The sequence below is a fragment of the Mumia sp. ZJ1417 genome (genome assembly GCF_014127285.1).
Taxonomy (GTDB): Bacteria; Actinomycetota; Actinomycetes; order Propionibacteriales; family Nocardioidaceae; genus Mumia.
The window spans coordinates 3002742-3028508 of record NZ_CP059901.1; the positions used below are offsets into that span (position 1 = coordinate 3002742).

Genomic DNA, 25767 nt, shown 5'->3' on the forward strand with positions numbered 1-25767 from the left:
GACGCGCCGGAAGGCGATCTGGCGCCGTCGGTGGCAGACTCGCCGCATGCCCACCGTCCTCGTCACCGGCGCCGGTGGTCCTGCAGGGTCCTCGCTCGGTCGTCAGCTCGCCGACCGTGCTCGCGACGGGCGTACGTTGCGCACGATCGGTGTCGACCTCGACTCTCTCGACGGAGGACCGTTCACCGACACCGCCACGGTCGCCGCCGCGGCCGACCCCGCGTACGCCCCGTCGATGCGTGCGGTCGTCGAGCGCTTCCGCCCCGACCTCGTGATCCCCACGGTTCAGGACGAGCTCCCGCAGGCGGCCGTCCTCGCGGACGTGATCGCGGAGGCAGCCGCGCCACGCGCCTCGGTGGTGATCGCGAGTGCTCGCGCCTCCGGCCTCGCCGCGGACAAGCTCCTCACGATGTGGACGCTCGCGAGCGCCGGTGTCCCGGTGCCCGTCCACACGGCAGCCTCCGAGCTGCCGGACGCGGCCGGCGCGCTCGCGTGGGCCGGCGGACCGGTCGTGGTCAAGCCTCGGGTGTCGCGCGGCGGGCGCGGCGTCTCGGTCGTGGAGAAGCCCGAGGACCTCGACTGGTCGGCCACCGATGCCTCATGGATCGTGCAGGGCTTCGTCGACGGACCCGAGTACGCCCCGCAGGTCTACCGCTCACCACGCACCGGGCTTACGACCGTCGTGGTCCTCGAGAAGACGGTGCTCAAGGAGGGCCGCGTCGGCAACGCGGCCGACGCCGTACGCCTGCCGGACAGCGCCGTCCCCGATGTCACCCAGATCGCTGCCGCGACCGTCGAGGCGCTCGACCTCGTCGGTCCGGTCGACATGGACGTGCGTCGGGACACGGCCGGCGCGCCGTACGTGCTGGAGGTCAACGGCCGGTTCGGCGCCCTGTCCGCGCACGCACCCGAGCTGCTCGACCTAGTCCTCGACGAGTGGCTCGGCCCCAAGCCGTGAGTGCCTTCCTCGGTGCGCTCGCGACCGTGGTGAGCGTGACCGTGCTCGTGGCAGGTCTCCTCCGGCTGCTCTTCGTGCCGTTCTCGCTGCTGTTCGAGGTGCGTCACCGCGGCCCCGACGACACGAGACCTGTCGACGTCGGCACGATCTTCACCGAGCCGCCGTTCGTGAGCGTGGTCGTGCCCGCCTACAACGAGGGCGTCGTCCTCGAGAACTGCCTGCGCTCGATCGCGAACAGCGCCTACGACCGGTACGAGGTGATCTGCGTCGACGACGGGTCCACCGACGACACGTACGCGGTCGCGCAGGCGGTCGCCGACGAGCTAGGGCCGGTCACGGCGCTCACCCAGGCCAACGCCGGCAAGGGCGCGGCGCTCAACACCGGGATCGCGCACGCTCGTGGCTCGGTGCTGATGCTCGTCGACGCCGACGGCCTCTTCGGGCCGCACACGATCACGCGCATGCTGCAGGCGTTCCGGCAGGAGGACGTCGGCGCGGTCTGCGGCAACGACCGTCCCGTGAACCTCGACCGCGTGCAGACCCGGTTCCTGGCGCTGATCAGTCATCTCGGCACGGGCCTCATGCGCCGCGCGATGCACGAGCTCGGATGCCTGCCGATCGTGTCGGGCAACATCGGGGCCTTCCGCCGTGACGTGCTCGACGTGGTCGGAGCCGTCCGCGAGGACACCGTCGGCGAGGACCTCGAGCTCACGTGGCGCGTGTACGGCGTGGGTTACCGCGTCGCGTTCGCCCCGCACGCTCTGCTCTACGCCGAGTCGCCGTCGACCCCGCGCGCGCTGTGGCGGCAGCGGGTGCGGTGGGCCCGGGGTCTGCTCCAGGTGACCCGACGGCACCGGCGCATGGTCGGCAACCTGAGGTACGGGGCGTTCGGCGCCTTCCTCGTGTTCAACACCGTCACGCAGATCGTCGTCCCCTTCCTCCAGGTGCTCGCCGTGCTCGTGATCGCCTCGCTCGCGGCGGCCGGCGACGTCCCCGCGCTCCCCGCGAACCTGTGGACGGCCCTGGTCCTCGTCGGCCTCCCGATCTCCGTCGTCCTGCTCCTCCTCGCGGTCGCGCTCGACCGGGCTCCCCGGGACCTGCGCTACGTGTGGACGCTGCTGGCCTGGCCCGTCTATTCAGGTGTGATGAGCCTCGTGATGGTGCGCGCAGTCTGGCTCGAGCTGAAGGGAGCCGAGAACCGATGGAACAAGCTCGACCGCACCGGGACGGTGTCGGTGGACGGCCTGGTCGACGACTCCGGGGCATCGTCCTGATCGGCACGCTCGCCGTCGCCGCGGCAGTGGGTGCCGTGCTGCTGCCCGACAATCCGTCTCCGGAGGACGACGGCCCGCTCCCGACCCTGCGCCCGAGCCCTGCCCCTAGGGAGGTCCGGTCGCTGAGCGTCGACTTCGGCAGGGTCATCGACCCCGAGACCGACTGGGACGCCGTCTCCGAGCAGCTCGCCGACGCTCACGCGACGACGGTGAACCTCGGCGCCGGACGGGTCGAGTTCACCGCGTTCGACTGGTCGGAGCACCCGGACGCTGCCGCCGAGCCCGGCACCGACCACCTCGCGGTCGCGGCACGGATGCTGCGCGAGGCGCCGGACGGGAGCCCCCGCCAGATCAACCTCATCGTCGACGCCTTCGTCCCGGAGTGGATCAAGGAGGACCCGAGGGTCGCCGGGACGGGCGTGCGTGGGAGGCGTTCCACCCATGGCGCCTCGGCAACGCAGCTCGCGACCGGCGAGGTCGGCGACCGCCTGGTCGCGTACGTCGCCGCGCTGGGCGAGCGCTACGACCCCGCTGCGATCGAGGTCACCGAGCTGTTCTTCAGCGCCTACACCTACGGCGACGAGGACCTCGCCCTCTACCGCGAGATGTCCGCGGAGGCGGACTGGCCGCGCACCGAGGACGGCGCCATCGACACCGAGTCGCCGCTGATCGGCAGGTGGCGCTCGGAGGTGATCGCCGGACTGCTGGGCCGGATGCGTACGGCCCTCGACGCCGTGCGGGACGGCGAGGGCCGGCAGATCGGGCTGACGATGGACGTGGGGGTCGACTGGGAGGACCCGGCGTCCGGTCGACCGAAGAGCGGGCAGGACTACCGGATCCTGCTGTCCTCCGTCCGCGACCTGCGCCTACAGCTGTGGGCATACATCGGCATCCCGCTCCGCCCGCCGGCCGACATCGAGCAGGTCACGGCCGCGCTGCGAGACGGCGGGTACGACATGACTCGGTTCCTGGTCTCGGTCGGCCTGTGGGGCGACCGGTCGACGGGCAAGGCGCGCCGGATCACGACGACCGCGCTCGACAGCGCCGTACGGAGTGCTGCCACGAACGGGATCACCAATGTCAACGTCACCCCGTACTCGTTGATGACCGCGGGCGACTGGGATGTCCTCCGGTCCGCGTGGGCCGATACGACTACGTCGACGGGGGCAGCGTCGCCTGTGGATCCGGATCAGCGCTGACTGCCGGCGCCTCGCGGGCGTCGGGAAGATCGACCGTGACCGTCGTCCCCTCCCGCGGTGTGCTGCGGATCGCCATCGTCCCGCCGTGCGCGGTGACGATCGCGTCGACGATCGAAAGGCCCAGGCCGAGGCCACGGACCCGCTGCTGCTGCGCCGTACGGGTCCGGAAGAAGCGCTTGGTGACCCGCTCGAGCTCGTCGGCGGTCATGCCGGCACCGTCGTCGGCGACCACGAGCTCTGCTCCCCGGCCACCGTCACCGGCGGCGGTCGCGTGGACGGAGACACGGACCGTCCCCCCGCGCGCGGAGAACTTCACCGCGTTCGCGACGAGGTTCTCGACGACCTGTCCGAGTCGTTCGGGGTCGGTCACGAGAGACACCCCCTCCGGTGCGTCGACCGTCACGGTCACGCCGGCCGTGTCGGCGGTGGGCATCAGATTCGCGACCGATCGTCGGACCGTCTCCGTAGCGTCGAGAGGACGGGCGTCGAGGGCGAAGGTCCCCGCCACGACCTGCACGCTGAGGAGAAGGTCCTCGACCAGCCGGAGCAGCCTCTGAGCGTTGCGTTCGACCACGTCGAGCGAGTGGTTCTGCGCGACGGTGAGCGCGCCCTCGTCGGACCGCAGCAGCTCGACGTACCCCATGATCGACGCCAGCGGCGTCCGCAGCTCGTGGCTGACGAGCCCGATGAACTCGTCCTGGAGGCGCTCGGCCTCCTTCCGCTGGGTCAGGTCGGTCGCGACGAAGAGGTATCCGTCCGCCTCAGCGTCGTCGAGCAACGACCGGCGCGTGACCGTCACCTCGACCGGCAGGGACGAACCGTCGAGGCGCACCAACGTCCACTCCCGGTGCTCCGGACGCCCCACGCCGGCCTCCCCGACGAGGCCCTGGAGGAGGTCGACAGCCGTGCTCCCCAGCCCGCGAGCCGCGGCAGCACCGCGGAGGCCCTCGGGGTCGAAGAAGTCGGTGACCGACGATCCGGTCAGCACTGCGTCGGTGCCGCCCAGGAGCACACGAGCACCTGGGCTGTTGATCATGATCGTCCCGACCTCGTCCGTCCCGACGATGAGCTGCTCGGTGGCGGCCTCGACCACACTCGCCAGCAGGTCGCGTGACTGCTCGAGCCGAGCGGAGAGCGCCTGCAGCCGGTCGCGGCTCCCTTCGAGCGAGTGCATCGTCGCGACCTGCTGCCGACGCAGCGACTCGAGCGTCGCCGCCTGCTCGCGCAGCCGCTGCGTGACGGCGGACGCACCGGTGCCGACCAGGAACGCGCACGTGGTCACCACGATCGCCCGGGTCGGCGCCGACGGGGAGACGTCGGGACGGACCGACAGGAACGCCGGGAGCATGGTCACGACCCCGGCCCCGGCGGTCCCGAGCGCGAGCCCCAGGTAGCCAGGCTGGAGTGCGAGGTTGATGACCGGCAGGAAGAGCATGCTCGAGAAGTAGCTCGCGGCCTCCCCGGAGCCGTACGCGAGTCCGCCCAGGGCCGCGATCTGCGCGAGGGGTAGCGCGTATTGCCACCAGTGCGGCCACCGCTCCCACGCGCCGAACAGGGCGACCAGCTGCACGACGATGACGATGCTCACGGCGACGACCGTCGACCGCGGGTGCGGGATCGTCCCTCGAACGACCTCCACCGCGACGACGATCCCGAACACGCCCGTGAACGGGAGTTCGCGAAGTCCGACCATCTCGGGGTCGAACTGGCTGCCGAAGACCCGGGTCAGCCGACGCAGCCGTGACCTCGGGCGAGCCTGCGTCGTCACGCGTGCTCTCTCACGGAATCGGCCTCCGCCGTCGCCACGACCTCCGGGGCCGCCACCAGCTCCGCCGCGCGCACCGTCTCGAGGGGCTCGACGTCACGCGCCGGGCTGAAGCGCGACCAGTAGCGCGCCGTCGCCCTCACCAGCTCGGGCTGCACGTAGTCGCGATGACGTTGCGACGCGTACGCGGCGAGCATCCTCAGTTTGGTCTCCACGTAGCCCTCGACGTCGATGAAGCGGTTGGGGCGGAACTCCACGGTGCTCGACGGGCTCTGGTAGCACCACAGGCCAGGGACCCGCCGCGCGGCGACCTGCACGGCCTCGTGGACCGCACGGTGGTCCTGGTGCCGGTCTCGCGCGCTGTGCGTGTAGACGCGGTCCGGCTGCACCTCGGCGACGACCTCCTCGATCGCCGTGATGACCCCGTCGGCCGGGTCGAGATAGGTGTCCTGGAAGTCCAGGTGCACCAGACGTGCGCCGACGACCGCGGCCGCGGCGAGCGCCTCCTCGTGACGCACCGCCGCCTCGCCCCCGATCGCGCCGCCCGAGAGCGTCATGATCACCAGCTGGTCGCCAGCGGCCGCGTGTGCCGCGAGCGTCGCGCCGATCCCGATCTCGACGTCGTCGGGGTGCGCGCCGACCGCCAGCACGACCGAACGGGACCGCGAGCGGACCAGCTTCGCCTCCTGCGCGAGCTGGGTCGCCCGGGCCGCGAGGTCCGTGGGCGCGATCGGCTTGACCAGGAACTCGTCGGCGTCGCTGCGCAGGGCCTCGACCGCGTACGAGACGACCCCGTGCGCGGTGAGGATCACGACCGGGACACCGGGGGCGAGCATCCGCACCTGGGGAAGGATGTCCAGCCCCGAACGTCCGGGAAGCTCGATGTCGCTCACGATCACGTCGAAACGGTCGACGGCGAGGACCGTGAGCGCCTCCTCCGCGTCGGAGGCGATGGCGACCTCCATGTCCGCGAAGCGCTCGAGCGCGATCCGGGCGAAGTTGGCCGCGTCCGGATCGTCCTCGATCACCAATGCCCGGAGCTTCTGGACGTCCACGATCTCCCCCTCAACCGACTCGATTGGCAGCAACCTATATCCGCGGGGTCGGACGAGCGAGGCGGAAACGACGTCAGGACGGGTGCGAGCACCTCAGCCGATCGCCGCCACCGTGGGAGGTGGGAGGTCCACCCGAGCCCGGTCGGTGCCGGTGGTGAGCGGGTACGAGAGGTGCTGGTGGACCAGCAGCCACTTCCCGTCTCGCCGCCGGAAGACGCGTGTCCCGCGCGACCAGGTCGTGACGCTGTCCCCCTCCGCCTGCGGGACCTCGACGCGGTCGAGCCCCCACGCCACGGCGACGTCGTCGCGGACGACGATCTCGGGGTCGACCACCGTGAAGTCGACCTTCTCCTGCGTCGCCTCCAGCCCCCGACGGCAGTTCTCACGGACGGCGTCGACGTCGGGGAGCACGTGCGGCTCCTCGTACTCGTACGACGCCACGTCCCTCGCGATGTCGGCCATCAGGCCGTCGAGGTTCTTGGCGGCGGTGTCGTCGTGCCAGCGTCGCAGCACCGCCGCGATGTCAGCCTCGCCGGCGCGGTCGCGCCGGTCACGGTCGTCGGCGAACGAGTGGTGCTCGTGCGCGATGCGCCACCGTCCCTCGACCCGGCGCAGGCCGAGGGTGAGGCGCAGCCGCTGGTCGGGGTGCTCGTCGTGGGCCCCCGTCGAGCGGCAGACGACGAGCCCGTGCGCGAACGCGACGTCGTCTCCCGCCGTGATCTCCAGGGACTCGAGGGCGAACTGTCCGTCGCCGCGCTGCCAGGCGAGGAACGCAGGCCACGAGTCGCGGTACGCCTGCATGCCGCGGTTGCCCTCGTACGGCGGAGGGACGTCGTACATCACGACGTCGTCGGTGTGGTCGGCGAGCACGGCGTCGAGGTCGGTCCCACGGTCGACGGCGTCGATCCAGCGGGTCACCAGGGTGCGGATGTCGGATTCGTGGTCCATCGCGGAGCCTCCGGTCTGAGAGTGTGCTGTCGTGGAAGGAACCTCGCAGAGCGACGAAACTCATCGCGACGACCACGAGGACGACCTCGCGAGCGCTCGCGCCGGCGACGAGGACGCCTTCGCGCGCCTCGTCACGCCGTACCGCCGCGAGCTGCGCCTCCACTGCTACCGGATGCTCGGCTCGACCGCGGACGCGGCGGACGCGGAGCAGGAGACGCTGGTCCGCGCGTGGCAGGGCCTCGCACGCTTCGACGGCCGGCACCTGCGGGCCTGGCTCTACCGCATCGCCACCAATCGCTGCCTGACGCTGAGCGAACGACGCGGCCGCCGCGAGCTCCCCGTCGCTCTCGGCGCAGGCGCGACCGAGGTCGCGTGGCTCGAGCCGCTGCCCGGAAGCTGGCTCGAGGCATCCCCCGAGGATCAGACGGTCGACCGCGAGACCGTACGCCTTGCGTTCGTCGCCGCGTTGCAGCACCTCCCGGCGTCGCAGCGCGCCGTCCTCCTGCTGCGCGAGGTGCTCGCGTTCCGCGCAGCCGAGGTCGCCGGCATCCTCGACCTCACCGTCGCCGCGGTGAACAGCCTGCTGCAGCGGGCGCGCGCCGCAGTCGCGGACGGGCTGCCACCGGCACCAGCGTCGTACGACGGAGGGCTCGACGCACTGGCCGACCGCTACGCCCGTGCGTGGGAGGCGGGCGACGTCGACCAGATCGTGGCGCTGCTCGCCGACGACGTCCGCTACTCGATGCCGCCGCTCCCCCGTTGGTACGCAGGTCTTGCCGACGTCACCGCGTTCCTGCGCAGCGGCCCGGTGCGGGAGTCCTGGCGGTTCCTGCCGACGACCGCGAACGGGCAGCTCGCGTTCGGGACGTATATGCGCGACGCCGAGCGCGGGGAGTTCCGACCGGGCGGGCTGGACGTCCTCACGGTCGAGGACGGACGAGTCACCGAGGTGGTCGCCTTCCTCGAGGCGGACTTCACCGCGTTCGGGCTGCCGGTGTCGCTCCCCGTGCAGCGGTGACGCCTCAGCCGGTGCCGCGGAGGTAGGTCAGGACGGCCGACACGCGCCGGTCGCTCGCAGGGTCCAGGTCGAGCTTGGCGAAGATGCTGCCCACATGCTTGCGGACGGCGGCCTCACTCACGAACAGCGCCTCGGCGATCGAGCCGTTCGTCCGCCCCTCGGCCATCAGCGACAGGACCTCCCGCTCCCGGGCGGTGAGCGCGGACAGAGGCCCGTCGTCGCGACGACGCGCGAGCAGCTGCCGGACGACGTCGGGGTCGACGACCATCCCGCCGTCGGCGACCGTCCCGAGGTCGCGGAGGAACTCGGCGACGTGCCCGACGCGGTCCTTGAGGAGATAGCCGACCCCGCCCCCGTCGGTGGACTCGAGAAGCGTCGGGAGGTAGGCGTCCGCGACGTACTGCGACAGGACGAGGAGAGCCACGTCGGGATGGGTCTCGCGGATCGTCGCCGCCGCACGCAGCCCCTCGTCGGAGTGGTCCGGCGGCATCCGCACGTCGGTGATCACGACGTCGGGCGGCTCGCGGCGCACGTACGCGACGAGCGCGTCACCGTCCTCGACGGCCGCGATCACGCGGTGTCCCGCGCGCTCGAGGATGCCGACCATGCCCTCGCGCAGCAGCGCCGAGTCCTCGGCGAGGACGATCGTCAGGGCTCGATCTGGCACGGGCACTCCATCCGCAGCCGGGTCGGTCCTCCGACGGGACTCGACACCTCCAGGGTGCCACCGAGCGCATCGAGCCGAGTCACGAGACCTGCGAGCCCGCTCCCCGGCTCGACCGTGGCTCCGCCGACGCCGTCGTCGGTGACCGTCAGGACGAGCCGGTCGTCACGGACCCACGCGACCACCGCACCGCTGCGGGCGTCGGCGTGCTTGACCACGTTGGTGAGGCCCTCGCTCGCGACGAAGTAGGCCGCGGCCTCGATCGGCGGGGGCAGGCGTACATCCAGGCTGATCTCGACCGACACGGGGATCGGCGTACGGTCCGCCACCTCACGGACGGCCGCGGCGATCCCGTGGTCGACCAGCACCCGCGGGTGGATGCCACGGACCGCGCTGCGCAGATCGGCCAGCGCCTCCTCCGCTTCGTGGTGCGCCTGCTTCACGAGGTCGAGCCCCTCCCCTGGAGGGACGTCCATCTCGGCCCGACCCAGGGTCATCGTCAGCGCCACGAGACGCTGCTGCACCCCGTCGTGCAGGTCGCGCTCGATGCGGCGCCGCTCGGTCTCGAAGGCGTCGACGAGGTTGATCCGCGAGCGGCGCAGCTCGGCGACGTGCGCCGCCAGCCTCTCCTCCGTGGGGCTGAGAAGGAGGCGGGCGAGCGCGGCCTGGCCGGCTGCTGCCGCGGTGAGGAGGTACGCGCTGATGACGAGGGCGATCGGCGTGGCCACGAGCGCGAACGGCAGCGCCTCCACCGTGCTGTCGAAGGTCCACCCGAACACCATGACCTGGTCGTACGCAGCACCCAACGGCGACAGGGCGAGTCCGCCGACGAAGGTGGCGACGAACGAGACGAGCACCGCGTCGACGATCCACAGGACGACGGCGAGGAGGATCGCGTAGCCGAGCTCGCGCCACGACCCCGGCTCCTTGCGGACCTGTCGCAGGCGCGCGAGCAGCGTGAGCCCCGTGAGGTCGGGGTGAGGGCTGAGCAGGGCGGGCTCCCCCGGCGACTGCATGAGTCGCAGGCGACGCCTCTCGATCGCCCCCACCGCGACACCGAGCGCAGGGATCGTGGCGAGCACGAACACTCCGATGACGAGGATGCTGGTCACGACGCCGACGGCGACGACGACGAGGAACACGGCGAGGACCAGGACGCCGACGAGCGCCGACGACGCCAGGTAGGCGAGCGAGCGCCATGGCCACGCCGAGAAGAGGAACCGCGCGGGGTTCCCCGTCAGCGACGACCAGACCGTGCCCGAGCGACTCACCTCTCGAGCGTAGAGGGCGGCGGACGCGGGTCAAGAAGTAGCGCGCACGCTACCTCGATGGGGCGCGCAGGCCAGGGGAAAGCACGGGCGGCGACGGTTCGCTGGAACCATGAATAACGCCACTCCCACCGTGACGGCCCCGCCGACGACGACAACCGATGCGATCACCCTCGACGCCGTGACCAAGCGGTACGCCTCTGCGGCTGGCGATGTGACCGCCCTCCAGGGGATCACGCACACGTTCGCTCCGCACACCTTCACCGCGGTGATGGGCCCGTCGGGATCGGGCAAGTCGACCCTGCTCCAGTGCGCGGCGGGACTCGATCAGCCGTCGTCGGGATCGGTGTGGATCGGCGACGTCGAGCTCGGCCGGCTCGGCGAGGTGCAGGCGACCGAGCTGCGGCGACGAGCGATGGGGTTCGTCTTCCAGTCGTACAACCTCCTCCCTGCGCTGACCGCGTACGACAACGTCGCGCTCCCCCTGCGTCTCGCGGGCCAGCGGCCCCGACGCGACGTCGTCCTCGGCGCCCTCGCGACGGTGGGGCTCGGCAACCATCACCGGCGCCGCCCCGCGGAGCTGTCCGGCGGGCAGCAGCAGCGGGTCGCGATCGCGCGCGCCCTCGTCGCGCGACCGTCGGTGGTCTTCGCGGACGAGCCGACAGGCGCGCTCGACCGCGCGACGAGCCGCGACGTCCTGGCGCAGCTGCGCGCCGCCGTCGACCGTGACGGCCTCACGATCGTCATGGTGACCCACGACCCGGTCGCCGCCGCCACCGCGGACTCGGTCCTGTTCCTCCAGGACGGGCGCGTGGTGGGCTCCCTGACCAGCGCGACGGCGACCCAGATCGCTGCCGCGATGAGCGAGATGGAGCGGTGATGCTGTCGCTCAGCAGGCAGGTCGTCCGGAGCAGCTGGACGCTGTATGTCGGCGCGTTCGTCGCGCTCGCGCTGGGGGTGGCGCTCATCGGGCTCGCCACCGAGCTGACCGCAGCGGCAGGCACGGCGTACGACGCCCTGGGCGCTGGCGAGGACGCCGCGCGCGAGCAGCTCGACGGTCTCCTGTCGATGCTCGGCTTCATGGCGGGGATCTCCGGGTTCATGGCCATCTTCGTCGTCGCGAGCACGTTCTCGTTCGTCGTCTCGGCCCGCCGCCGCGAGCTCGCCCTCCTCCGGCTTGTCGGCGCCACACCCCGGCAGGTACGGCGGATGATCCGGGCGGAGGCTCTCGTGGTGGCGCTCTTCGCCGCCTGTGCAGGCGTCGTGGTCGGCCACCTGCTGACGGGTCCGACGCTGTGGTTCCTCGCGCAGCGCGGGCTCGCACCGGAGGGGATGTCGACGCCCTCGCCGTGGTGGGCGGTGTCGATCGCGCTGCCGACGGGGGTGCTGGTGGCCTTGCTGGGTGCACGCGCGGCCGCACGACGAGCGTCGCGTGTCCCCGCCGTCGACGCCCTTCGCGAGTCGGCCGTCGAGCGCCGCCGGATCGGGTTCTGGCGTGCCGTCACCGGGGTGGCCTGCGTGGCGGGCTCTGTCGCGATGCTCGTCGGCACAGGCACGCTCGACAGCGAGCTCGTCATCCTCTTCGCCATCTTCGCGCCGCAGCTGATCGTCATCGCCCTGGTGTGCTTCGGCCAGCTCGTCATCCCCCCGGTCGCGCGCCTCGTCGGACGGCTCGGGCCCCGCGGGGACGTGGCGCTGCGACTCGCTCGCGACAACGTGTCCGCGCAGTCGCGGCGTACGGCCTCGCTCGCGGCGCCGATCCTCGCAATCTCCGCGATCGCCGGCTCGCTGCTGCTCACGATGAGCTTCTCCGTCGACTGGGTGCGCGCGCTCACGACCGAGCGGCTCCAGGCACCGGTCGTCGTCCAGACCGACGGCAACCCCGACGCGATGGACGCCCTCGAGCGGTCGCGCGTCGTCGGCACGCTCGACGCGGGTGTCCCCGTGGTGGTCAAAGCCCGCATGCACGGCGAGACCGTACGGGAGACCGCCGAGGGCATCGACCCGTCGGCGGCTGCCGCGGCCCGCGGGACACGTGCGCGTACGGGCTCGCTCGACGACCTGTCGGGGCAGACTGTCGCGTTGTCGCAGCAGTACGCCCGCGACTACGGCCAGCGCGTCGGCGACCGGGTGGCGTTCACCTTTCCCGACGGCACGACGGCGCGGCTGACGACCGTCGCCGTGGTCGACGACGCCCCGGAGCTCCAGGCGGACGTCCTGGTGCCGCGGGCGCTCGCGCTCAGACACGCACCCGAGGGCGTCCCGGAGCACGCTTTCGTCCTCCCCGCGTCGGGGGTGCCGGCGAGCGAGACCCTCCGCGTCCTTGACACCGAGCTCGCGGCGAGCGGGGCCGACGTGTCCACCGCCGGCTCGTGGATCGACCAGCGCGATGCGGAGCAGCGGCACATGAACCAGATCGCGATCCTGGTCCTCCTCGGACCCGCGGGGGTCTACTCGGCGATCGCGATCGCCAACACGCTGCTGATGGGCAGCCTCCAGCGTCGGCACGAGTTCGTGACGACGCGCCTGATCGGCGCCACGACCCGGCAGGTACGTCGCATGGTGCTGTGGGAGTCCGCGCTCGTCTCGGCGGCCGCACTGCTCCTCGGCGCGCTCACTATGGCAGGGATCGGCGCGCTGATGCACGCCTCCCTGTCAGAGCGGCTCCCCGACATGGCGGCGACCGTCCCCTGGGGAAGCCTTCTCGTGATCGGCGCCGCCTGCGCCGTGACCGCCATCGGTGCAGCGCTCGCCCCGACCCGGTTCATGCTCCGCCGTACGAGCCCGTCGGAGGCCACGGTCGAGTGACGGCGACGGGTCGTCGCGCCGCGGTCAGCCCCGCAGGCCGGGATCGGTGTGGACGAGGAAGGCCCGCAGGTCGTCGCTCAGCCGGCGGAGCAGCTCGGGATCGATGTCGGCGAAGAGCACGCGCTCCAGCTCGTCCTGCCCGGCGATGAGCTCCTGGGCACGCTGCTCGCCCTCGGCAGTCAGCGTCACGAGGATCTGGCGACGGTCCGCCGCCGAGACGACCCTGCGGACAGCACCCTTGTCCTCGAGCCGGGTGATGCGGTTGGTGATCGCGCCGGCGGTGAGCTGCGCCGCCTCCTGCAGCTGACCGACCGACATCTCTCCGCCGTGGCGTACGAGGTTGGCGAGGATCTCGAGCTCCCACAGCTCCGTGCCCTTGGGGGCCAGGCGCCTCGCGACGGTGTCGACGTAGTGCGCGGCGCGGCGCAGGCGCAGCACGACGGCCTTGGCCGTGAGGTCGCGCGAGCCGTCGTGGTCTCGGACGTAGTCGAGGATCGGGTCGACGCGATCGTGCTCGGGCTCGGTCATGGGCAGCTAAGTCTCTCTTCTGGATTTACTTTAACGCTGCGACTATCGTTGTACTAAGTCAATCAAAGGGTCTTAGTTCATGATGTCAGCCGTCACCGGCCAGCACACCCACGAGCACCAGCGCCGCATGACGATCGGTCTTGCGGTGCTGGGCGTCTTCGTCACGTACGTCCCGATCACGGCGGTCGCCGTCACGCTCACGACGATCGGAGGTGCGACCGGCGCGACCACCACCGACATGCAGTGGATCACCGACGCGTACGTCATCCCAATGGCCGCCGCGGTCCTCTCCGCCGGAGTGTGGGGCGACCTGCACGGTCGCCGCCGCATCTATCTCATCGGCATGGTGCTGACCGTCCTCGGCGCCACGACCGCCGGACTCGCGGCGACCCTCGCAGACAGTGCGGCGGTCAATCTCCTGATGGTCGGTCAGGCCGTCTCCGGGCTCGGCGCGGGACTGCTGCTGCCGACGACGCTCGCCCTGATCGCGCACGCCGTGCCCGACCCGCGCGAGCGCGGGAAGTACATCGGCATGTGGGCCACCGGCATGATGGCCGGCCTGGCACTGGGCCCCCTGATCGCCGGCACGATCCTGCGCGTCGCCGCATGGGGCTGGATCTTCGTCCCGACGGGCGTGCTCGCTCTGGTCGCGGCCGGCGGGGCGCTGAGCCGTCTCCCCGAGTCGAGCACGCCCGAGGGGCGTCACCTCGACTGGCCGGGCCAGATCACCGCGACGCTCGCGATCGCCGCGTCGATCTTCGGCATCATCGAGGGCGGCGCCAAGGGATGGGACTCCCCCGAGGCGATCGCCGGCCTCGTCGTCGGCGCGTGCGCCTTCCTCGCCTTCGTCGTCGCGGAGAAGCGGTCGTCCTCCCCACTGATGGACCTGTCGCTGTTCCGGTCTTCGACGTTCTCGGCCGCAGGATTCTCCGCGCTCGTCGCCCTCTTCTCGATCGTGGGGACGATGTTCCTGCTGAGCCTGTTCCTCGGGTACGCCCAGGAGCTGAGCCCGCTCGAGATCGGCACACGGCTGCTGTTCGTCACCGGCGTCGGTGCACTCGTCAATCCTCTCGTCGGGCACCTCATGCACCGCGTCCGCGCGATCAACGTCCTGATCGCCGGCCTCGTGCTGGCCGTCGTCGGCGCGGTGTCGATCAGCGGCATCGACACGGGGACCGGCTTCGGCGACCTCGCCTGGCGCCTGGCCGTCTTCGGGGTGTCGGTAGCGATGATGATGACCGCCGTCTCCACCGCCGCGATCAACGCCGTGCCGTGGCAGCGTGCCGGCATGGCCGCAGCGAGCAACACCGCGATGCGCCAGTACGGCGGCGCCCTTGGTCCGGCGATCCTCGGCGCCGTGTTCACCGGGCAGCTCGCCGCGGGAGCCAGTCACGCCGAGTCGCTGCGCGCGGCGCTGCTCGTGAACGCCACGCTCCTCGTGGTCGCCGCCGTGGCGTGCGTCGCCGCCTCGCTCAGTGAGCGTGCGCGTACTCGCCGAACCGCAGCAGCATCGCCAGCAGCATGAACACGGGCATGAGGACGTGCCCGACCATCATCACGCCCATCTCCCCGATCATGCCCGCCCACAAGAACGGGTAGAGCACCCAGAACCCCGCGTACATCGCGAGGGTCATCTCCGCGACCGGCCGGAAGCTGTGGCCGCGGAAGATCATCCACGCGACCATCGGCGCGGCCATCGCCGTCGCCATCACCGTCGTCTCGACGTCGGTGCGGTGGACCCACGCCGACTCGGCCAGCCCGTCGGTGGCGAGCATCCACAACGGATAGAGGACCGCCATGCCGAGCAGCATCGCGGCGATCATCTCGAGGTAGTGGCGCGTGAAGGTCCAGCCGGACCGCTTCCACCACGGTCGTGCCGTGGTGGGAGCGGCGGCGGCCGCTGCGTGGTGGCCTGACATGGCTCCCCCTAAGTCGTACGTGCGTGTACGAGATCACGCTAGCACGAACATGGACATCCGAGTACGAGTTAGCATGGACGCGGCCCGCCTGCCGACGGCGAGGCCGTGAGGAGCTGACGTGATCGACGACGTCCAGGAGGCCTCCGCGCCTCGACGCGCAGACGCCCTGCGCAACATCGCCACCATCGTCGAGGCAGCGACGCGCTGCCTCGCCGACGACCCGGACGTGAGCATGAACGCGATCGCCAAGGCCGCCGGCGTGGGCCGGATGACGCTGTACGGCCACTTCCCCTCCCGAGCGACCCTGGTCGCCGAGGTCGTCGACCGCGCACTGCGCGACGCCGAGTCCACTCTCGGGGCGGTCGACGTCAGCGGCGACCCCATGGCAGCGATTGGGCGACTGCTCGACGCGTCGCTGCGTGTCACCTACCAGTACGGCGGCCTCGTCCAGGCCGCAGAGCAGTCGCTCTCGCCCGATCTGTTCCAGCGCGCACACGCGCAGCAGATCGACCGCATGCAGGCGCTGCTGAAGCGCGGACGACGTGGCGGACAGTTCCGTCGTGACCTACCGCTCGAGTGGCAGGTCACGACGATCCAGAGCATCCTGCACACCGCAGCGACCGCCGTCCACCAGGGCACCGTCACCGCCGAGCAGGCGCCGACACTGGTGACCACCACCATCCTGGCGATGCTCGCACCCGCCCGGTCGGAGGAGTAGTGACCGCCGCTCAGGCCGCCGCGACCCGTTCGGCGAACCGCGCCGACCGCTCCCGCAGGCCGGCGACACGTCGCGCGATGAACGCCTTCGGGTCCCCGGCACCCTCCGACGGGGCCGGCCGGCGCCGGGCGTGACGCGAGCACGACAGATCGGCATGGATCAGCGTGCCGACGGTGTCGCCGTTGCGCCCAGCCGCCCCCGCACGCTTCGCGACGTACAGCACGACGTCGTCAGTCTCCTTGACGTCCTCGCACCACGTGCAGATTGCCGCCCGCTGCACGGAAGGGTTGGTCGTACGGAGGATCAGACCGACTGCACCGCCGTCGGTCGGCACCACGACGTACGCGCGACGCGGGTTCTTCGGGTCGACCCACCCGAGGACGTCGTGGTCGTCCCACGCGACGACGTCGAGCTGGGGCGGCAAAGGCGCCTGCGTGGCCTCGCGGCGGGAGGCGTTGACGAAGGACGCGCGGATCTGGTGTCCGGTGAGGGGATGCATGGCAAGGCTCACTCTCGAATGCAGGAGAAGGGTCGCGGAACCACACCCAACCCGGCGCGCTCGCGAGGAGTCAGGCAGCCGTGGTCGAGGCGGTGGCACCGAGGCCCAAGCAGGCCGAGGAGGCCGCCCCGCTCCCTGCGTACCGCATCTCGAACTCCTGTCACGCGGACCTGGTGAGCACCTTCGGCCACACCGATACGCGGTCACCTTACCGGCGCGATCAAGGGGTTATCGCAGCACGGTCCGAGATGTTGTGGATTCATTCCAGTGTGATCCAAATCACACCGCAATCCGCCCTGTTGCTCCGCCGCAGGTGGAGGCACCAACCCGACACAACGCCGCGTCACGAAGCCACCAACGGCATTCCGATTACCGCCTCGACGCCTTTACCGCGCACCGAGAACACTGCTATACAAGCGGCCGACACCGCGTGCGTCGCAAGAGGAGCCGACCGCGCAGACGGGAGCACCACAATGACCGAGGTCGAGACTGTCCAGGACGAGCAGTCGCCTTATGTGCGGGTGGGTGGCGGCGCTGCTGTGCGCGTCGTCGTCGATCGCTTCTACGAGCTCGTGATCGGCGACCCCACGCTCGCGCCGTACTTCGTCGACAGCGACCTGACGAACCTCAAGCGCCACCAGGTCCAGCTGATCTCGCACCTCCTCGGCGGCCCCGTCACGTACGCGGGACGCGAGCTGCGCGACGCGCACGCCGGCCTGGCGATCACCCCGGAGGCGTACGGCCGCGTGGTCGAGCACCTGGTCGGCGTCCTCGTCGACGCTGGTGTCCCCGACGACATCATCGCCTCGCTCGGTGGCACCCTCGAGGCCGTGCAACCCGACATCGTCAGCCAGCAGAGCTGAGCCCGTGGATCCAGCAGCACTCAAGGAGAGCTGGGCGTACGTCGCCAAGAGCGGCGACGACGTCCCCCTCTTCTTCTATTCGCACCTCTTCCTGTCCCATCCCGATGTGCGCAGCATGTTCCCCGTCTCGATGTCGGCTCAGCGCGACAAGCTGGTCACGGCACTCGGCACGGTGGTGAGCAACGTCGACCAGTTCGACACCGTCGCTCCCCTCCTCGGCCAGCTCGGCAACGACCACCGGCGCTTCCGGGCGACGCCCGACCACTACAACGCCGTCGGCGCTTCGCTCCTCGCCACCCTGAAGCACTTCCTCGGTGACCAGTGGACCGACGAGCTCGCCACGGACTGGGCGGCGGCGTACGGCGTGATCGCCAAGACGATGGTCCAGGGTGCCGAGGAGTCGGCCAAGTCCACGCCCTCGTGGTGGAACGCCGAGGTCATCTCGGCCGACCGCCGCACCCTGGACGTCTCCGTCCTCCAGTTCCGTACGGAGCAGCCGCTGCCGTACCAACCGGGACAGTCGGTCGCGATCGAGGTCCCGCAGCGCCCGAGGCTCTGGCGCTACTACTCCCCCGCCAATGCGCCCCGTGAGGACGGCACGATCGAGGTGCACGTCCAGATCGTCGACGGCGGCCAGGTGAGCAGCGCCATGGTCAAGGATCTGCAGGTTGGCGACACGGTGCGGATGAGCGCAGCCGTCGGCACCGCGCTCACACTCGACGACCCGACGCAAAACCTGCTTCTCGTCGCCGGAGGCACCGGACTGGCGCCACTCAAGGCCGTCGCCGAGCAGGTCGACCGGCACTGGCTCGCCACCGGTCGCGGACCGAAGGTCCACCTCTTCCACGGCGCGCGGATGCCGTGGAACCTGTACGACGAGGACGCGATGCGGGCGCTCGCCGATCGCCCGTGGTTCTCCTACGACACCGCAGTCTCCGACGACTCGACCTACCCCGGGCGACGCGGGATGGTGGGTGACGTCGCGGTGTCCAGTGGTGGTTGGCGCGGATATCGAGCTCTGGTGTGCGGGTCCCGCGCGATGATCCAGGCCACGGTCTCCCAGCTCATCGCTGCCGGCATCCCTCCCGAAGAAATCCGGTACGAGGACTTCGGCGAAGGCGGCTACCGACCGCGTAACGACACGCAAAAGGACGGGTGAACAGCCATGACGACCCCCACAGACGTCAGCAGTATCGCGTCCGAGATCCGCCGGGCGACCTTCACCGTGCGCAGGCGCGGGTTCGACGAGGACGAGGTCGTCGACTACCTGAGCCAGCTCGCGACCACGGTCCAGCGGCTGGAGGCCGAGAACTCACGACTGCGTGCCGACCTGAGCACCGAGCGACGGGCCCGTGAGGACAAGGGCAACGAGCCGATCAGCGCGCAGGCCGTCCTCATGTTCGCCGAGGCTCAGAAGGTCGCCGACAGCCTCATCGACGAGGCGGTCACCCACGCCCGCGACCTGATGATGTCGGCGCGGTCCCAGCAGCGTGACATCGTCCGCGACGCGCACTCGGCGGCCACGGAGGCGGTCCACAAGTCGGAGGCGGTGGCCATGCAGCATGCTGATAGCGCGGGCTACGACCACCCGATCCCCGAGATCGAGTACGTGCGCACGTTCGCGAAGGTCGCGCAGATCCAGCTCCGTTCGGTGCTTGACGCACTGACCGAGCAGGTCGACGCCCTCGGCGAGATGCCGCGCCTCGAGAAGGACTGAGTGTCGGCGCGGTAGGCCACGGCCGCTCCACGAAATGACGCCGAGAGGTGTCGATCCAGGTCTGGCCCGTTCGACCCAGGGGTGAGAGGGTCCGAGAGGGACCTGTCCAGACAGGAGCGAACGATGGCGAAGTACATGCTGATCATGCGGACGACCGACGAGGGCTTGGCGAAGTTCGAGAACGTCGACTTCGACGAGATGCTCGAGATGATGGGCCGCTTCAACGAGGAGCTCATGCGCGCCGGCGTGCTGCTTGCCGCCGAGGGCCTCGAGGACCCCGCCGAGACGGTGGTGGTCGACTTCAGCAACGAGACACCGGTCGTCAGTGATGGTCCGTACGGCGAGACCAAAGAGCTCTTCGGCGGCTACTACATCCTGGACGTCGCGTCGAAGCAGGAAGCCGTCGAGTGGGCCAAGCGCCTCCCGTACGCGCAGGGGACGAAGGTCGAGATCCGTCGCGTGCCGACGATCGACGAGTTCCCGCAGGACAACGAGTGGATCCAGAAGGAGCGCGCCTGGCGTGAGCAGACCGGGCAGCTGTGAGCCTGGCCGCCCCCAGCACGTGACGATGGACGGGCAAGAGGCGAGGCGCGCCGTCGAAGCGGTGTGGCGGATGGAGTCCGCCCGCATCGTCGGCGCCCTCGCCCGCTACACCGGCGACTTCGCGCTCGCCGAGGACGTCGCGCAGGAAGCGCTCGCCGAAGCCCTCGTCGGATGGTCGACGAGCGGAGTCCCGGACAGTCCCGCCAGCTGGTTGCTCGCGGTCGGCCGTCGGCGGGCGATCGACGCGTTCCGACGCCGGTCGGCGAGGGACGAGCGGTATGCGGTGCTGGCGAGGGATCTCGACGAGAGCACCGCCGGTGCCGACGACCTGTTCGACCCCGACGCGATCGACGACGACGTCCTCGCCCTCGTCTTCACCGCGTGCCATCCCGTCCTCTCGAGAGAGGCGCGCGTCGCGCTGACGCTGCGCGTCGTCGGCGGCCTGACGAGCGACGAGATCGCCAAGGCGTTCCTCGTCCCGGTCCCGACCGTGCAGGCACGCATCACTCGCGCAAAGAAGACGCTCGCGGCCGCGCACGTCCCGTTCGCGGTCCCTGAGCGGCACGAGCGGGCAGAGCGGATCGGGTCGGTCTTGAGCGTGATCTACCTGATCTTCACGGAGGGGTCGTCCGCGTCCGGTGGTGACGCGTGGATCAGGATCGACCTCGCGCAGGAGGCGGTGCGTCTGGCGCGGGTGCTCGTACGGCTCACGCCGGAGCCAGAGGTGTTCGGGCTCCTCGCGCTGCTCGAGCTGACGGCGGCCCGCTTCCCGGCTCGCCTCGACGCGCACGGCGAGCCGGTGCTCCTGGCCGACCAGGACAGGCGACGCTGGGACCGCTCGGCGATCCTCCGGGGCCGCGCGGCGCTCGCGAGCGCGGTCGCCGCCGGGCGCGGCCTCGGGCCGTACGGGCTGCAGGCGGCGATCGCGGCCTGCCACGCCGACGCACCGTCCGTCGACCAGACCGACTGGGACCGCATCGTCGTGCTGTACGAGGCACTCGGTCAGGTCGCTCCCTCGCCGGTGGTCGAGCTCAACCGCGCGGTCGCCCTCGCGATGGCGTCCGGGCCAGCGGCCGGGTTGCGTCTCGTCGACGAGATCGCCGAACGGGGCGACCTCGCGTCGTCGCACCTACTGCCCTCCGTACGGGCGGAGCTGCTCGTACGACTCGGGGCCAGGGACCAGGCGCGGGAGGAGTACGCCCGTGCTGTCGAGCTGTGCGGGAACGCCGCCGAGCGGGCCGTGCTCGAAGGCAAGGCGGACGCGCTAGGACGCGACCTCGACCGGTGAAAGGGCCCGTGCCGTCTAGCGCTCGGGCCGCGTGTTGAGCGCGTCGGCGAGCCCTTGCATGCCTGCGAGGAGACCGCCGTCGACCCGCAGGTCGGTGCCGGTGATCCAGCTCGCACGGTCGGAGAGCAGGAACGCCACGGCGTCCGCGACGTCCTGGGGTACGCCGACCCGCCCCAGCGGGTACCAGTCGGTGGCACGGTCGAGCGCGTGCGGGTCGTCCGCGAGCTGACGGCGCCGCTGAGCGTTCACGACCGTCCCGGGCGAGACGGAGTTGACCCGGACGCCGTACGGGCCGTACTGGACCGCGAGCGTCTTCGTGAGGTTGAGGACGCCGGCCTTCGCGGCGCTGTAGACATCGGCGCCGAAGTAGCTGTGGCCGTTCACCGAGGCGATATTGACGGCCGAGCCGCGCCCTGCCGCGCGCATCGACGGGAGGAACGCCTGCGACACCCGGATCGTGCCGGCGAGGACGACCTCGAGGTCCTGCGCCCACGTCGCCTCGTCCACCGACTGCAGCGAGCCGCCGTTGCAGAGCGCGGCACCGTTGACGAGCTGGTCCGGCGCGCCGAGGCGCTCCACGAGGTCGGCGCCGACCTGTCGGACAGACTCGGCCGACGCCAGGTCGAGGTACACCGCCTCCGTCCCCGGCAGGTCCCGCGCTAGGGCCTCGACGGTGTCGAGGTCGTTGTCCGCCAGCACGACGTAGCTGCCGTCGGCCACGAGGGTCCGGGCGATGGCCTGCCCGATGTCACTTGCTGCACCTGTCACGATCGCGTTGCTCACGAGGGCTACCTTCCCGCGCGGGCACCGTCGTGGCAACCATGGTCGCGTCCGATTCCCGCCGGAACGTGTCTGACCCGCGCGGAAGACTGACACGCATGACCTCCCATGAGAGAGCCAAGACCTTCCACGCGCTCCACGACGACGTGCTCGTGCTCCCCAACGCGTGGGACGCTGCGTCCGCGCGGCTGATCCAGGAGGCCGGTGCCCCTGCGATCGCCACGACCAGCGGGGGCGTCGCGTGGGCACTCGGTGCCGCGGACGGCCAGGCACTGGATCCGACGGCGCTCTTCGACGCGGTGCGTCGGATCGTGGCCGCCGTCGACGTCCCAGTCTCCGCCGACATCGAGGCGGGCTTCGGGGACGTCGCCGCGACCGTTGCCGGAGTGATCGAGGCGGGCGCCGTCGGCATCAACCTCGAGGACTCCGAGTCCGGCACGCTGCTCGCGATCGACACGATGGCGGAGCGCGTCTGTGAGGCACGCGCGGTTGCCGACGCGGCTGGTGTGCCGCTCTTCGTCAACGCCCGGACCGACGTCTATCTGCTGGGCGTGAACGACCTCGACGACGCCGTCGCCCGCGCCCGTGCGTACGCCGCGGCCGGCGCGGACGGCGTGTTCGCCCCCGGCCTGAGCGACCTGGGCGCCCTCGCCGCGGTGACGCAGGCGGTCGACGTGCCGGTCAACGCGATGGCCGGGCCCGGCTCGCCGTCGGTCCGTGAACTGGCGGCGGCTGGAGTCTGTCGGATCAGCACCGGCACGGCACTCGCCCAGGCGGCGTACGGCCTCACCGAGCGCCTGGCTCGCGCCGTCCTCGCCGACGGGACGTTCGACGCGCTCGCGGGCGGCGCCGACTACGGCCGGATGAACGCGCTGCTCGCCAACAGCTGAGCGGCGGGCATGGTTCGTGCTCACCCGGCACCATGTCTTCCATGGGCGATCCGCTCGAGGTCTACCGTCGCAAGCGCGACTTCGCGCGCACGCCTGAGCCTGCCGGGGAGGGCGCCGGCGGTGTGGGCGGGCCCCTCCGCTTCGTCGTGCAGCGCCACCGTGCAAGTCGGCTGCACTACGACCTGCGGTTCGAGATCGACGGCGTCCTGGTCAGCTGGGCGGTCCCCAAGGGGCCGACCCTCGATCCCGATGCCCGCCGGCTCGCGATGCACGTCGAGGACCACCCGATCGAATATCTCCTCTTCGAAGGCGTCATCCCGTCGGGCGAGTACGGCGGCGGCGACGTCATCGTCTGGGACACCGGGACGTGGGAGCCCACCAAGACCGACGACCCACGGGCGGCGATCGAGGGTGGTGAGCTGCACGCCGAGGTCCACGGGGAGAAGCTGCGCGGCCGGCTGGTCCTCGTACGCCGTGGTGGAGATCAGGGCGAGAACGCCTGGATGCTCCTGCACAAGCACGACGACTTCGCTGCCTCGGGCTGGGATCCGGAGGACCATCCGCGCTCGGTGCTCAGCGGGCGTACGAACGACGAGGTGAAGGCCGACCCGCACTTTCTGTGGCGGTCCGACGCGCCAGCCGCGGAGGCGGCTGTGTCGCTGCTGCCCGAGCCGCTCCCGGACCAGGCGATCGACGACCTGATGGCGCTCGGCAAGCGGGGCACCTGGGAGGTCTTCGGCCGCAGCCTGAAGGTCACCGGCCTCGACAAGGTGCTCTTCCCGGGAGACCCGCCGGTGACCAAGCGCGAGCTGCTGGCGTACACCGCACGGATCGCGCCGATCGCACTGCCGTACGTCGAAGGGCGCACCTTCGCGGACGACCCGGCGGCGCTGGTCGAGGCCGCGAACCTCGGTGCACGGGAGTGGGCGGTGCCGATCTCCCGCGCCGACGCGCCGCGCGAGCCGACCTACGCGCTGATCGACCTCGAGCCGGGCGACCGTACCTCGTGGGACGACCTGCTCACCCTCGCCCGGCTGCACCGTACGGCGCTCGGGCACCTCGGCGTGACGGCGCGGCCGAAGGTGACAGGTCGACGCGGCATCCAGATCTGGGTCCCGGTCGTCGCCGGCTACTCGTTCGACGACACCCGCACCTGGGTGGAGACGCTCTCAGAGACGGTCGGCCAGGTGGTGCCTGAGCTGGTCAGCGCGAAGGCGGACGTCAAGCAGCGCAAAGGTCTCGTCCGGCTCGACGGCACCCAGAACGCGATCGACAAGACCCTGCTCGCGCCGTACTCGCCCCGCCCCGACTTCGGCGCGCCAGTGTCGGTGCCGCTCGGCTGGGACGAGCTCGACGATCCGGACCTGCGACCCGGTGGTTGGACGATCCGTACCGTCCTGGACCGCCTCGAGGAGAAGGGCGACCCGTTCCGCGTGCTCCTCGGCGCCGCGCAGGAACTGCCGGAGATCACGTGAGGCCCGCAGGGGTGAGCCCGACGACGTCGGCGAGGTAGCGGTCGACGGCGGCGAGGTTGTCCTCGCGGTCGGTCGCCCCGACGTAGCCGTCAGGCCGTACGAGCAGCGCCGACGCCTCTCCGACGCCAGGCACAACCGTCACGCGGACGACCCGCAGGAGGTCACCCCAGCGGCGGACGAGGACATCCACGTCGGCGGCGCGCGTGTGACCGTACGGCCCGACGAGCACGAGGGTGAAGGCGGTCGGCGACAGGCTCCTGTGGAGCGTCGTCGCGATGCCGTCGACGACGACCGGTCCGTCCGGGACGCGGTCGCCGGGGCGCAGAGCCCGGTGCGTGCGCTGCCCGTCTGCCGCTATCGCGCCGACACGATAGCGGACGTCGAGCTCGGCGACCGCCCGGAACGCGGTCCGACGCAGCGCCGGCACCCGAGCGAGCAGCGGCAGCACCGTCGTCCCGACGAGGGTGCGCACGCGGCCGAGGGTGCGGTTCGACGACGTCGCGACCCGGAACACGCGCCCGGTGGCCTCCAGGACGTCGCGCGCGACCGGCAGCCGTTCGGCCTCGTACGAGTCCAGCAGATCGCTGCCCGCCAGTCCTCGGCACACCAGCGCGAGCTTCCAGCCGAGGTTGACCGCGTCCTGGATACCGGTGTTCATCCCCTGGCCGCCCGCGGGACTGTGGATGTGCGCGGCGTCGCCGGCGAGGAGGACGCGCCCGGTGCGCAGATGGTCGACACAGCGCTCGGAGATCGAGAAGTCCGTCAGCCAGACCGGGTCGCGGACGACGACCTCGCCGTTGGTCCGGGTGCCCACGAGCCGCTCGAGGTCGGCGAAGGCGGTCGCGTCGTCGCCGGGCGGACGCATCGTGAGCGCACGCCACGACGCCGGGCTCCCCAGCGGGAAGAAGAACAAGAGCCCTTCCTCCCCGAGGTACGCGTGGGCCTGGCCGTGATCGATGCCGTCGGCCTCGACGTCGGCGAGGACGAAGGTCTGCGGGTAGGTCGATCCGGCGAAGTCGGCACCGACCACCGTACGGACCGCACTGTGGGCGCCGTCGCAGCCAACGGCGTACCGGGCCCTGATCGTGGTCCGCTGGCGGCCTGCGCGGTCGACGACGGCCGTCACTGCGTCACTGCCCTGCTCGAGGCCGGCGAGGGTGCTGCCCCGCTCGACGTCGACGCCCGCGCCGGCGAGGTGGTCCAGCAGGATCCGTTCGGTGCGCGCCTGCGAGAGGAAGAGGAGGAACGGGTACGCGGTCTCGGTGATCGCCGGGTCGAAGAGGCGGATCGCTGCGGTGCGCCCGCGCCCGTGGATCGTCACGCCGGAAGCCCGATCGCCCGCAGCCACCAGGTCGTCCGCGACCCCGAGCCTGTCGAGCACCTCCAGCGTGCGTGCCTGGACGACGAGTGCTCTCGACTCGTGGACGGCATCGGGTGCGGCGTCGACGACGCGGACGGCGAGCCCTTGGGCAGCCAGCTCCAGCGCCATCGTGAGCCCGGTCGGCCCCGCACCGACGACCAGCACATCCGTCATCGCTGTCTCTTCGGAGTCGTCCATCGTCCGAGCGTAGGAGTCGAGAACGGTCATGG

General features: G+C 71.2%; 25 protein-coding genes. 15 read left to right on the top strand and 10 right to left on the bottom strand.

The window, feature by feature from the left end:
* Positions 1-46: 46 nt before the first annotated feature.
* The 3 genes from H4N58_RS14570 to H4N58_RS14580 are packed head-to-tail and all read left to right on the top strand — an operon-like array spanning position 47 to position 3431.
* The gene (locus tag H4N58_RS14570) at positions 47-958 is read left to right on the top strand and encodes an ATP-grasp domain-containing protein (protein ID WP_167250054.1); all 912 of its coding nucleotides are present in this window, start codon (positions 47-49) and stop codon (positions 956-958) included.
* Entirely contained in the window at positions 955-2232 is a 1278-nt protein-coding gene (locus H4N58_RS14575) for a glycosyltransferase family 2 protein (protein WP_167250052.1), read from the top strand. Before H4N58_RS14570 ends, H4N58_RS14575 begins: the two co-directional genes overlap by 4 nt.
* Positions 2160-3431: a hypothetical protein gene (locus H4N58_RS14580; RefSeq protein ID WP_167250050.1), complete on the top strand. Its 1272-nt coding sequence runs from the start codon at positions 2160-2162 to the stop codon at positions 3429-3431. Before H4N58_RS14575 ends, H4N58_RS14580 begins: the two co-directional genes overlap by 73 nt.
* Here H4N58_RS14580 and H4N58_RS14585 read toward each other — a convergent pair.
* The 3 genes from H4N58_RS14585 to H4N58_RS14595 all read right to left on the bottom strand — a co-directional run bounded on the left by H4N58_RS14585 (position 3385) and on the right by H4N58_RS14595 (position 7199).
* Positions 3385-5199: a cell wall metabolism sensor histidine kinase WalK gene (locus tag H4N58_RS14585; RefSeq protein ID WP_167004391.1), complete on the bottom strand. Its 1815-nt coding sequence runs from the start codon at positions 5197-5199 to the stop codon at positions 3385-3387. The genes H4N58_RS14580 and H4N58_RS14585 overlap by 47 nt on opposite strands.
* Positions 5196-6251 (bottom strand): PIG-L family deacetylase, encoded by a 1056-nt coding sequence (locus tag H4N58_RS14590; RefSeq protein ID WP_167004394.1) that lies wholly within the window; start codon positions 6249-6251, stop codon positions 5196-5198. Before H4N58_RS14590 ends, H4N58_RS14585 begins: the two co-directional genes overlap by 4 nt.
* A 93-nt stretch (positions 6252-6344) precedes the next feature.
* Positions 6345-7199 (bottom strand): SgcJ/EcaC family oxidoreductase, encoded by an 855-nt coding sequence (locus H4N58_RS14595; protein ID WP_167250048.1) that lies wholly within the window; start codon positions 7197-7199, stop codon positions 6345-6347.
* A gap of 31 nt (positions 7200-7230) precedes the next feature.
* Between H4N58_RS14595 and H4N58_RS14600 the strand changes: the two genes are divergently transcribed.
* Positions 7231-8217 carry a sigma-70 family RNA polymerase sigma factor gene (locus tag H4N58_RS14600; RefSeq protein WP_167250038.1) on the top strand — a complete coding sequence of 329 codons (987 nt, stop codon included), beginning with the start codon at positions 7231-7233 and terminating at the stop codon, positions 8215-8217.
* Positions 8218-8221: 4 nt separating this feature from the next.
* On the opposite strand, the gene H4N58_RS14605 is transcribed toward H4N58_RS14600, so the two are convergent.
* Entirely contained in the window at positions 8222-8884 is a 663-nt protein-coding gene (locus tag H4N58_RS14605; RefSeq protein WP_167004417.1) for a response regulator transcription factor, read from the bottom strand.
* A complete protein-coding gene (locus tag H4N58_RS14610; RefSeq protein ID WP_167250036.1) occupies positions 8866-10152 on the bottom strand; it encodes a sensor histidine kinase in 1287 nt (428 codons plus the stop codon). Before H4N58_RS14610 ends, H4N58_RS14605 begins: the two co-directional genes overlap by 19 nt.
* A 109-nt stretch (positions 10153-10261) precedes the next feature.
* Between H4N58_RS14610 and H4N58_RS14615 the strand changes: the two genes are divergently transcribed.
* Complete coding sequence (locus tag H4N58_RS14615; protein ID WP_167250034.1) at positions 10262-11029, top strand: ABC transporter ATP-binding protein; 768 nt, start codon at positions 10262-10264, stop codon at positions 11027-11029.
* A complete protein-coding gene (locus H4N58_RS14620) occupies positions 11029-12957 on the top strand; it encodes an FtsX-like permease family protein (RefSeq protein WP_167250032.1) in 1929 nt (642 codons plus the stop codon). The genes H4N58_RS14615 and H4N58_RS14620 overlap by 1 nt, the downstream gene beginning before the upstream one ends.
* A 24-nt stretch (positions 12958-12981) precedes the next feature.
* On the opposite strand, the gene H4N58_RS14625 is transcribed toward H4N58_RS14620, so the two are convergent.
* Positions 12982-13485 carry a MarR family winged helix-turn-helix transcriptional regulator gene (locus H4N58_RS14625; RefSeq protein WP_167004430.1) on the bottom strand — a complete coding sequence of 168 codons (504 nt, stop codon included), beginning with the start codon at positions 13483-13485 and terminating at the stop codon, positions 12982-12984.
* Positions 13486-13564: 79 nt separating this feature from the next.
* On the opposite strand from H4N58_RS14625, the gene H4N58_RS14630 reads away from it, so the two are divergent.
* Positions 13565-15010, top strand: a complete 1446-nt coding sequence (locus H4N58_RS14630; protein WP_208322877.1) for an MFS transporter — start codon at positions 13565-13567, stop codon at positions 15008-15010.
* On the opposite strand, the gene H4N58_RS14635 is transcribed toward H4N58_RS14630, so the two are convergent.
* Positions 14958-15404, bottom strand: a complete 447-nt coding sequence (locus tag H4N58_RS14635) for a hypothetical protein (protein ID WP_208322389.1) — start codon at positions 15402-15404, stop codon at positions 14958-14960. The genes H4N58_RS14630 and H4N58_RS14635 overlap by 53 nt on opposite strands.
* 118 nt (positions 15405-15522) lie before the next feature.
* On the opposite strand from H4N58_RS14635, the gene H4N58_RS14640 reads away from it, so the two are divergent.
* Positions 15523-16122 (top strand): TetR/AcrR family transcriptional regulator, encoded by a 600-nt coding sequence (locus H4N58_RS14640; RefSeq protein ID WP_167004433.1) that lies wholly within the window; start codon positions 15523-15525, stop codon positions 16120-16122.
* A gap of 10 nt (positions 16123-16132) precedes the next feature.
* Here the strand turns inward: H4N58_RS14640 and H4N58_RS14645 are convergent, their stop codons facing one another.
* On the bottom strand, positions 16133-16621 hold the full coding sequence (locus H4N58_RS14645; protein WP_167004436.1) for an FBP domain-containing protein: 489 nt from the start codon (positions 16619-16621) through the stop codon (positions 16133-16135).
* A gap of 473 nt (positions 16622-17094) precedes the next feature.
* Here H4N58_RS14645 and H4N58_RS14650 point away from each other — a divergent pair, with 473 nt between their 5' ends.
* From H4N58_RS14650 to H4N58_RS14670, 5 genes are all read left to right on the top strand, one after another.
* Entirely contained in the window at positions 17095-17484 is a 390-nt protein-coding gene (locus H4N58_RS14650; protein ID WP_167250030.1) for a group 1 truncated hemoglobin, read from the top strand.
* Between the two features lie 4 nt (positions 17485-17488).
* Positions 17489-18643, top strand: a complete 1155-nt coding sequence (locus tag H4N58_RS14655) for a globin domain-containing protein (protein WP_167004442.1) — start codon at positions 17489-17491, stop codon at positions 18641-18643.
* 6 nt (positions 18644-18649) lie between these two features.
* Positions 18650-19201, top strand: coding sequence for a DivIVA domain-containing protein (locus tag H4N58_RS14660; protein ID WP_167004445.1), 552 nt, complete (start codon positions 18650-18652; stop codon positions 19199-19201).
* A 123-nt stretch (positions 19202-19324) separates the two neighbouring features.
* Positions 19325-19744 (top strand): YciI family protein, encoded by a 420-nt coding sequence (locus tag H4N58_RS14665; protein WP_167004448.1) that lies wholly within the window; start codon positions 19325-19327, stop codon positions 19742-19744.
* Entirely contained in the window at positions 19722-21032 is a 1311-nt protein-coding gene (locus H4N58_RS14670) for an RNA polymerase sigma factor (protein WP_243842995.1), read from the top strand. The genes H4N58_RS14665 and H4N58_RS14670 overlap by 23 nt, the downstream gene beginning before the upstream one ends.
* 15 nt (positions 21033-21047) lie before the next feature.
* On the opposite strand, the gene H4N58_RS14675 is transcribed toward H4N58_RS14670, so the two are convergent.
* Entirely contained in the window at positions 21048-21815 is a 768-nt protein-coding gene (locus H4N58_RS14675; RefSeq protein ID WP_167250028.1) for an SDR family NAD(P)-dependent oxidoreductase, read from the bottom strand.
* Between the two features lie 95 nt (positions 21816-21910).
* On the opposite strand from H4N58_RS14675, the gene H4N58_RS14680 reads away from it, so the two are divergent.
* Positions 21911-22702 carry an isocitrate lyase/phosphoenolpyruvate mutase family protein gene (locus H4N58_RS14680; RefSeq protein ID WP_182397103.1) on the top strand — a complete coding sequence of 264 codons (792 nt, stop codon included), beginning with the start codon at positions 21911-21913 and terminating at the stop codon, positions 22700-22702.
* Positions 22703-22743: 41 nt separating this feature from the next.
* The gene (locus tag H4N58_RS14685; RefSeq protein WP_167250024.1) at positions 22744-24177 is read left to right on the top strand and encodes a DNA polymerase ligase N-terminal domain-containing protein; all 1434 of its coding nucleotides are present in this window, start codon (positions 22744-22746) and stop codon (positions 24175-24177) included.
* Here H4N58_RS14685 and H4N58_RS14690 read toward each other — a convergent pair.
* A complete protein-coding gene (locus H4N58_RS14690; RefSeq protein WP_167004459.1) occupies positions 24170-25735 on the bottom strand; it encodes an FAD-dependent monooxygenase in 1566 nt (521 codons plus the stop codon). The two genes, H4N58_RS14685 and H4N58_RS14690, sit on opposite strands and share 8 nt — an antisense overlap.
* Positions 25736-25767 lie beyond the last annotated feature (32 nt).

Coding starts and splice junctions, on each gene's coding strand:
- H4N58_RS14570 (WP_167250054.1), top strand. CDS start 47: ATGCCCACCGTCCTCGTCACCGGCGCCGGTGGTCCTGCAGGGTCCTCG.
- H4N58_RS14580 (WP_167250050.1), top strand. CDS start 2,160: ATGGAACAAGCTCGACCGCACCGGGACGGTGTCGGTGGACGGCCTGGT.
- H4N58_RS14595 (WP_167250048.1), bottom strand. CDS start 7,199: ATGGACCACGAATCCGACATCCGCACCCTGGTGACCCGCTGGATCGAC.
- H4N58_RS14615 (WP_167250034.1), top strand. CDS start 10,262: ATGAATAACGCCACTCCCACCGTGACGGCCCCGCCGACGACGACAACC.
- H4N58_RS14620 (WP_167250032.1), top strand. CDS start 11,029: ATGCTGTCGCTCAGCAGGCAGGTCGTCCGGAGCAGCTGGACGCTGTAT.
- H4N58_RS14625 (WP_167004430.1), bottom strand. CDS start 13,485: ATGACCGAGCCCGAGCACGATCGCGTCGACCCGATCCTCGACTACGTC.
- H4N58_RS14630 (WP_208322877.1), top strand. CDS start 13,565: ATGATGTCAGCCGTCACCGGCCAGCACACCCACGAGCACCAGCGCCGC.
- H4N58_RS14635 (WP_208322389.1), bottom strand. CDS start 15,404: ATGTCAGGCCACCACGCAGCGGCCGCCGCCGCTCCCACCACGGCACGA.
- H4N58_RS14645 (WP_167004436.1), bottom strand. CDS start 16,621: ATGCATCCCCTCACCGGACACCAGATCCGCGCGTCCTTCGTCAACGCC.
- H4N58_RS14650 (WP_167250030.1), top strand. CDS start 17,095: ATGACCGAGGTCGAGACTGTCCAGGACGAGCAGTCGCCTTATGTGCGG.
- H4N58_RS14660 (WP_167004445.1), top strand. CDS start 18,650: ATGACGACCCCCACAGACGTCAGCAGTATCGCGTCCGAGATCCGCCGG.
- H4N58_RS14665 (WP_167004448.1), top strand. CDS start 19,325: ATGGCGAAGTACATGCTGATCATGCGGACGACCGACGAGGGCTTGGCG.
- H4N58_RS14680 (WP_182397103.1), top strand. CDS start 21,911: ATGACCTCCCATGAGAGAGCCAAGACCTTCCACGCGCTCCACGACGAC.
- H4N58_RS14685 (WP_167250024.1), top strand. CDS start 22,744: ATGGGCGATCCGCTCGAGGTCTACCGTCGCAAGCGCGACTTCGCGCGC.
- H4N58_RS14690 (WP_167004459.1), bottom strand. CDS start 25,735: ATGGACGACTCCGAAGAGACAGCGATGACGGATGTGCTGGTCGTCGGT.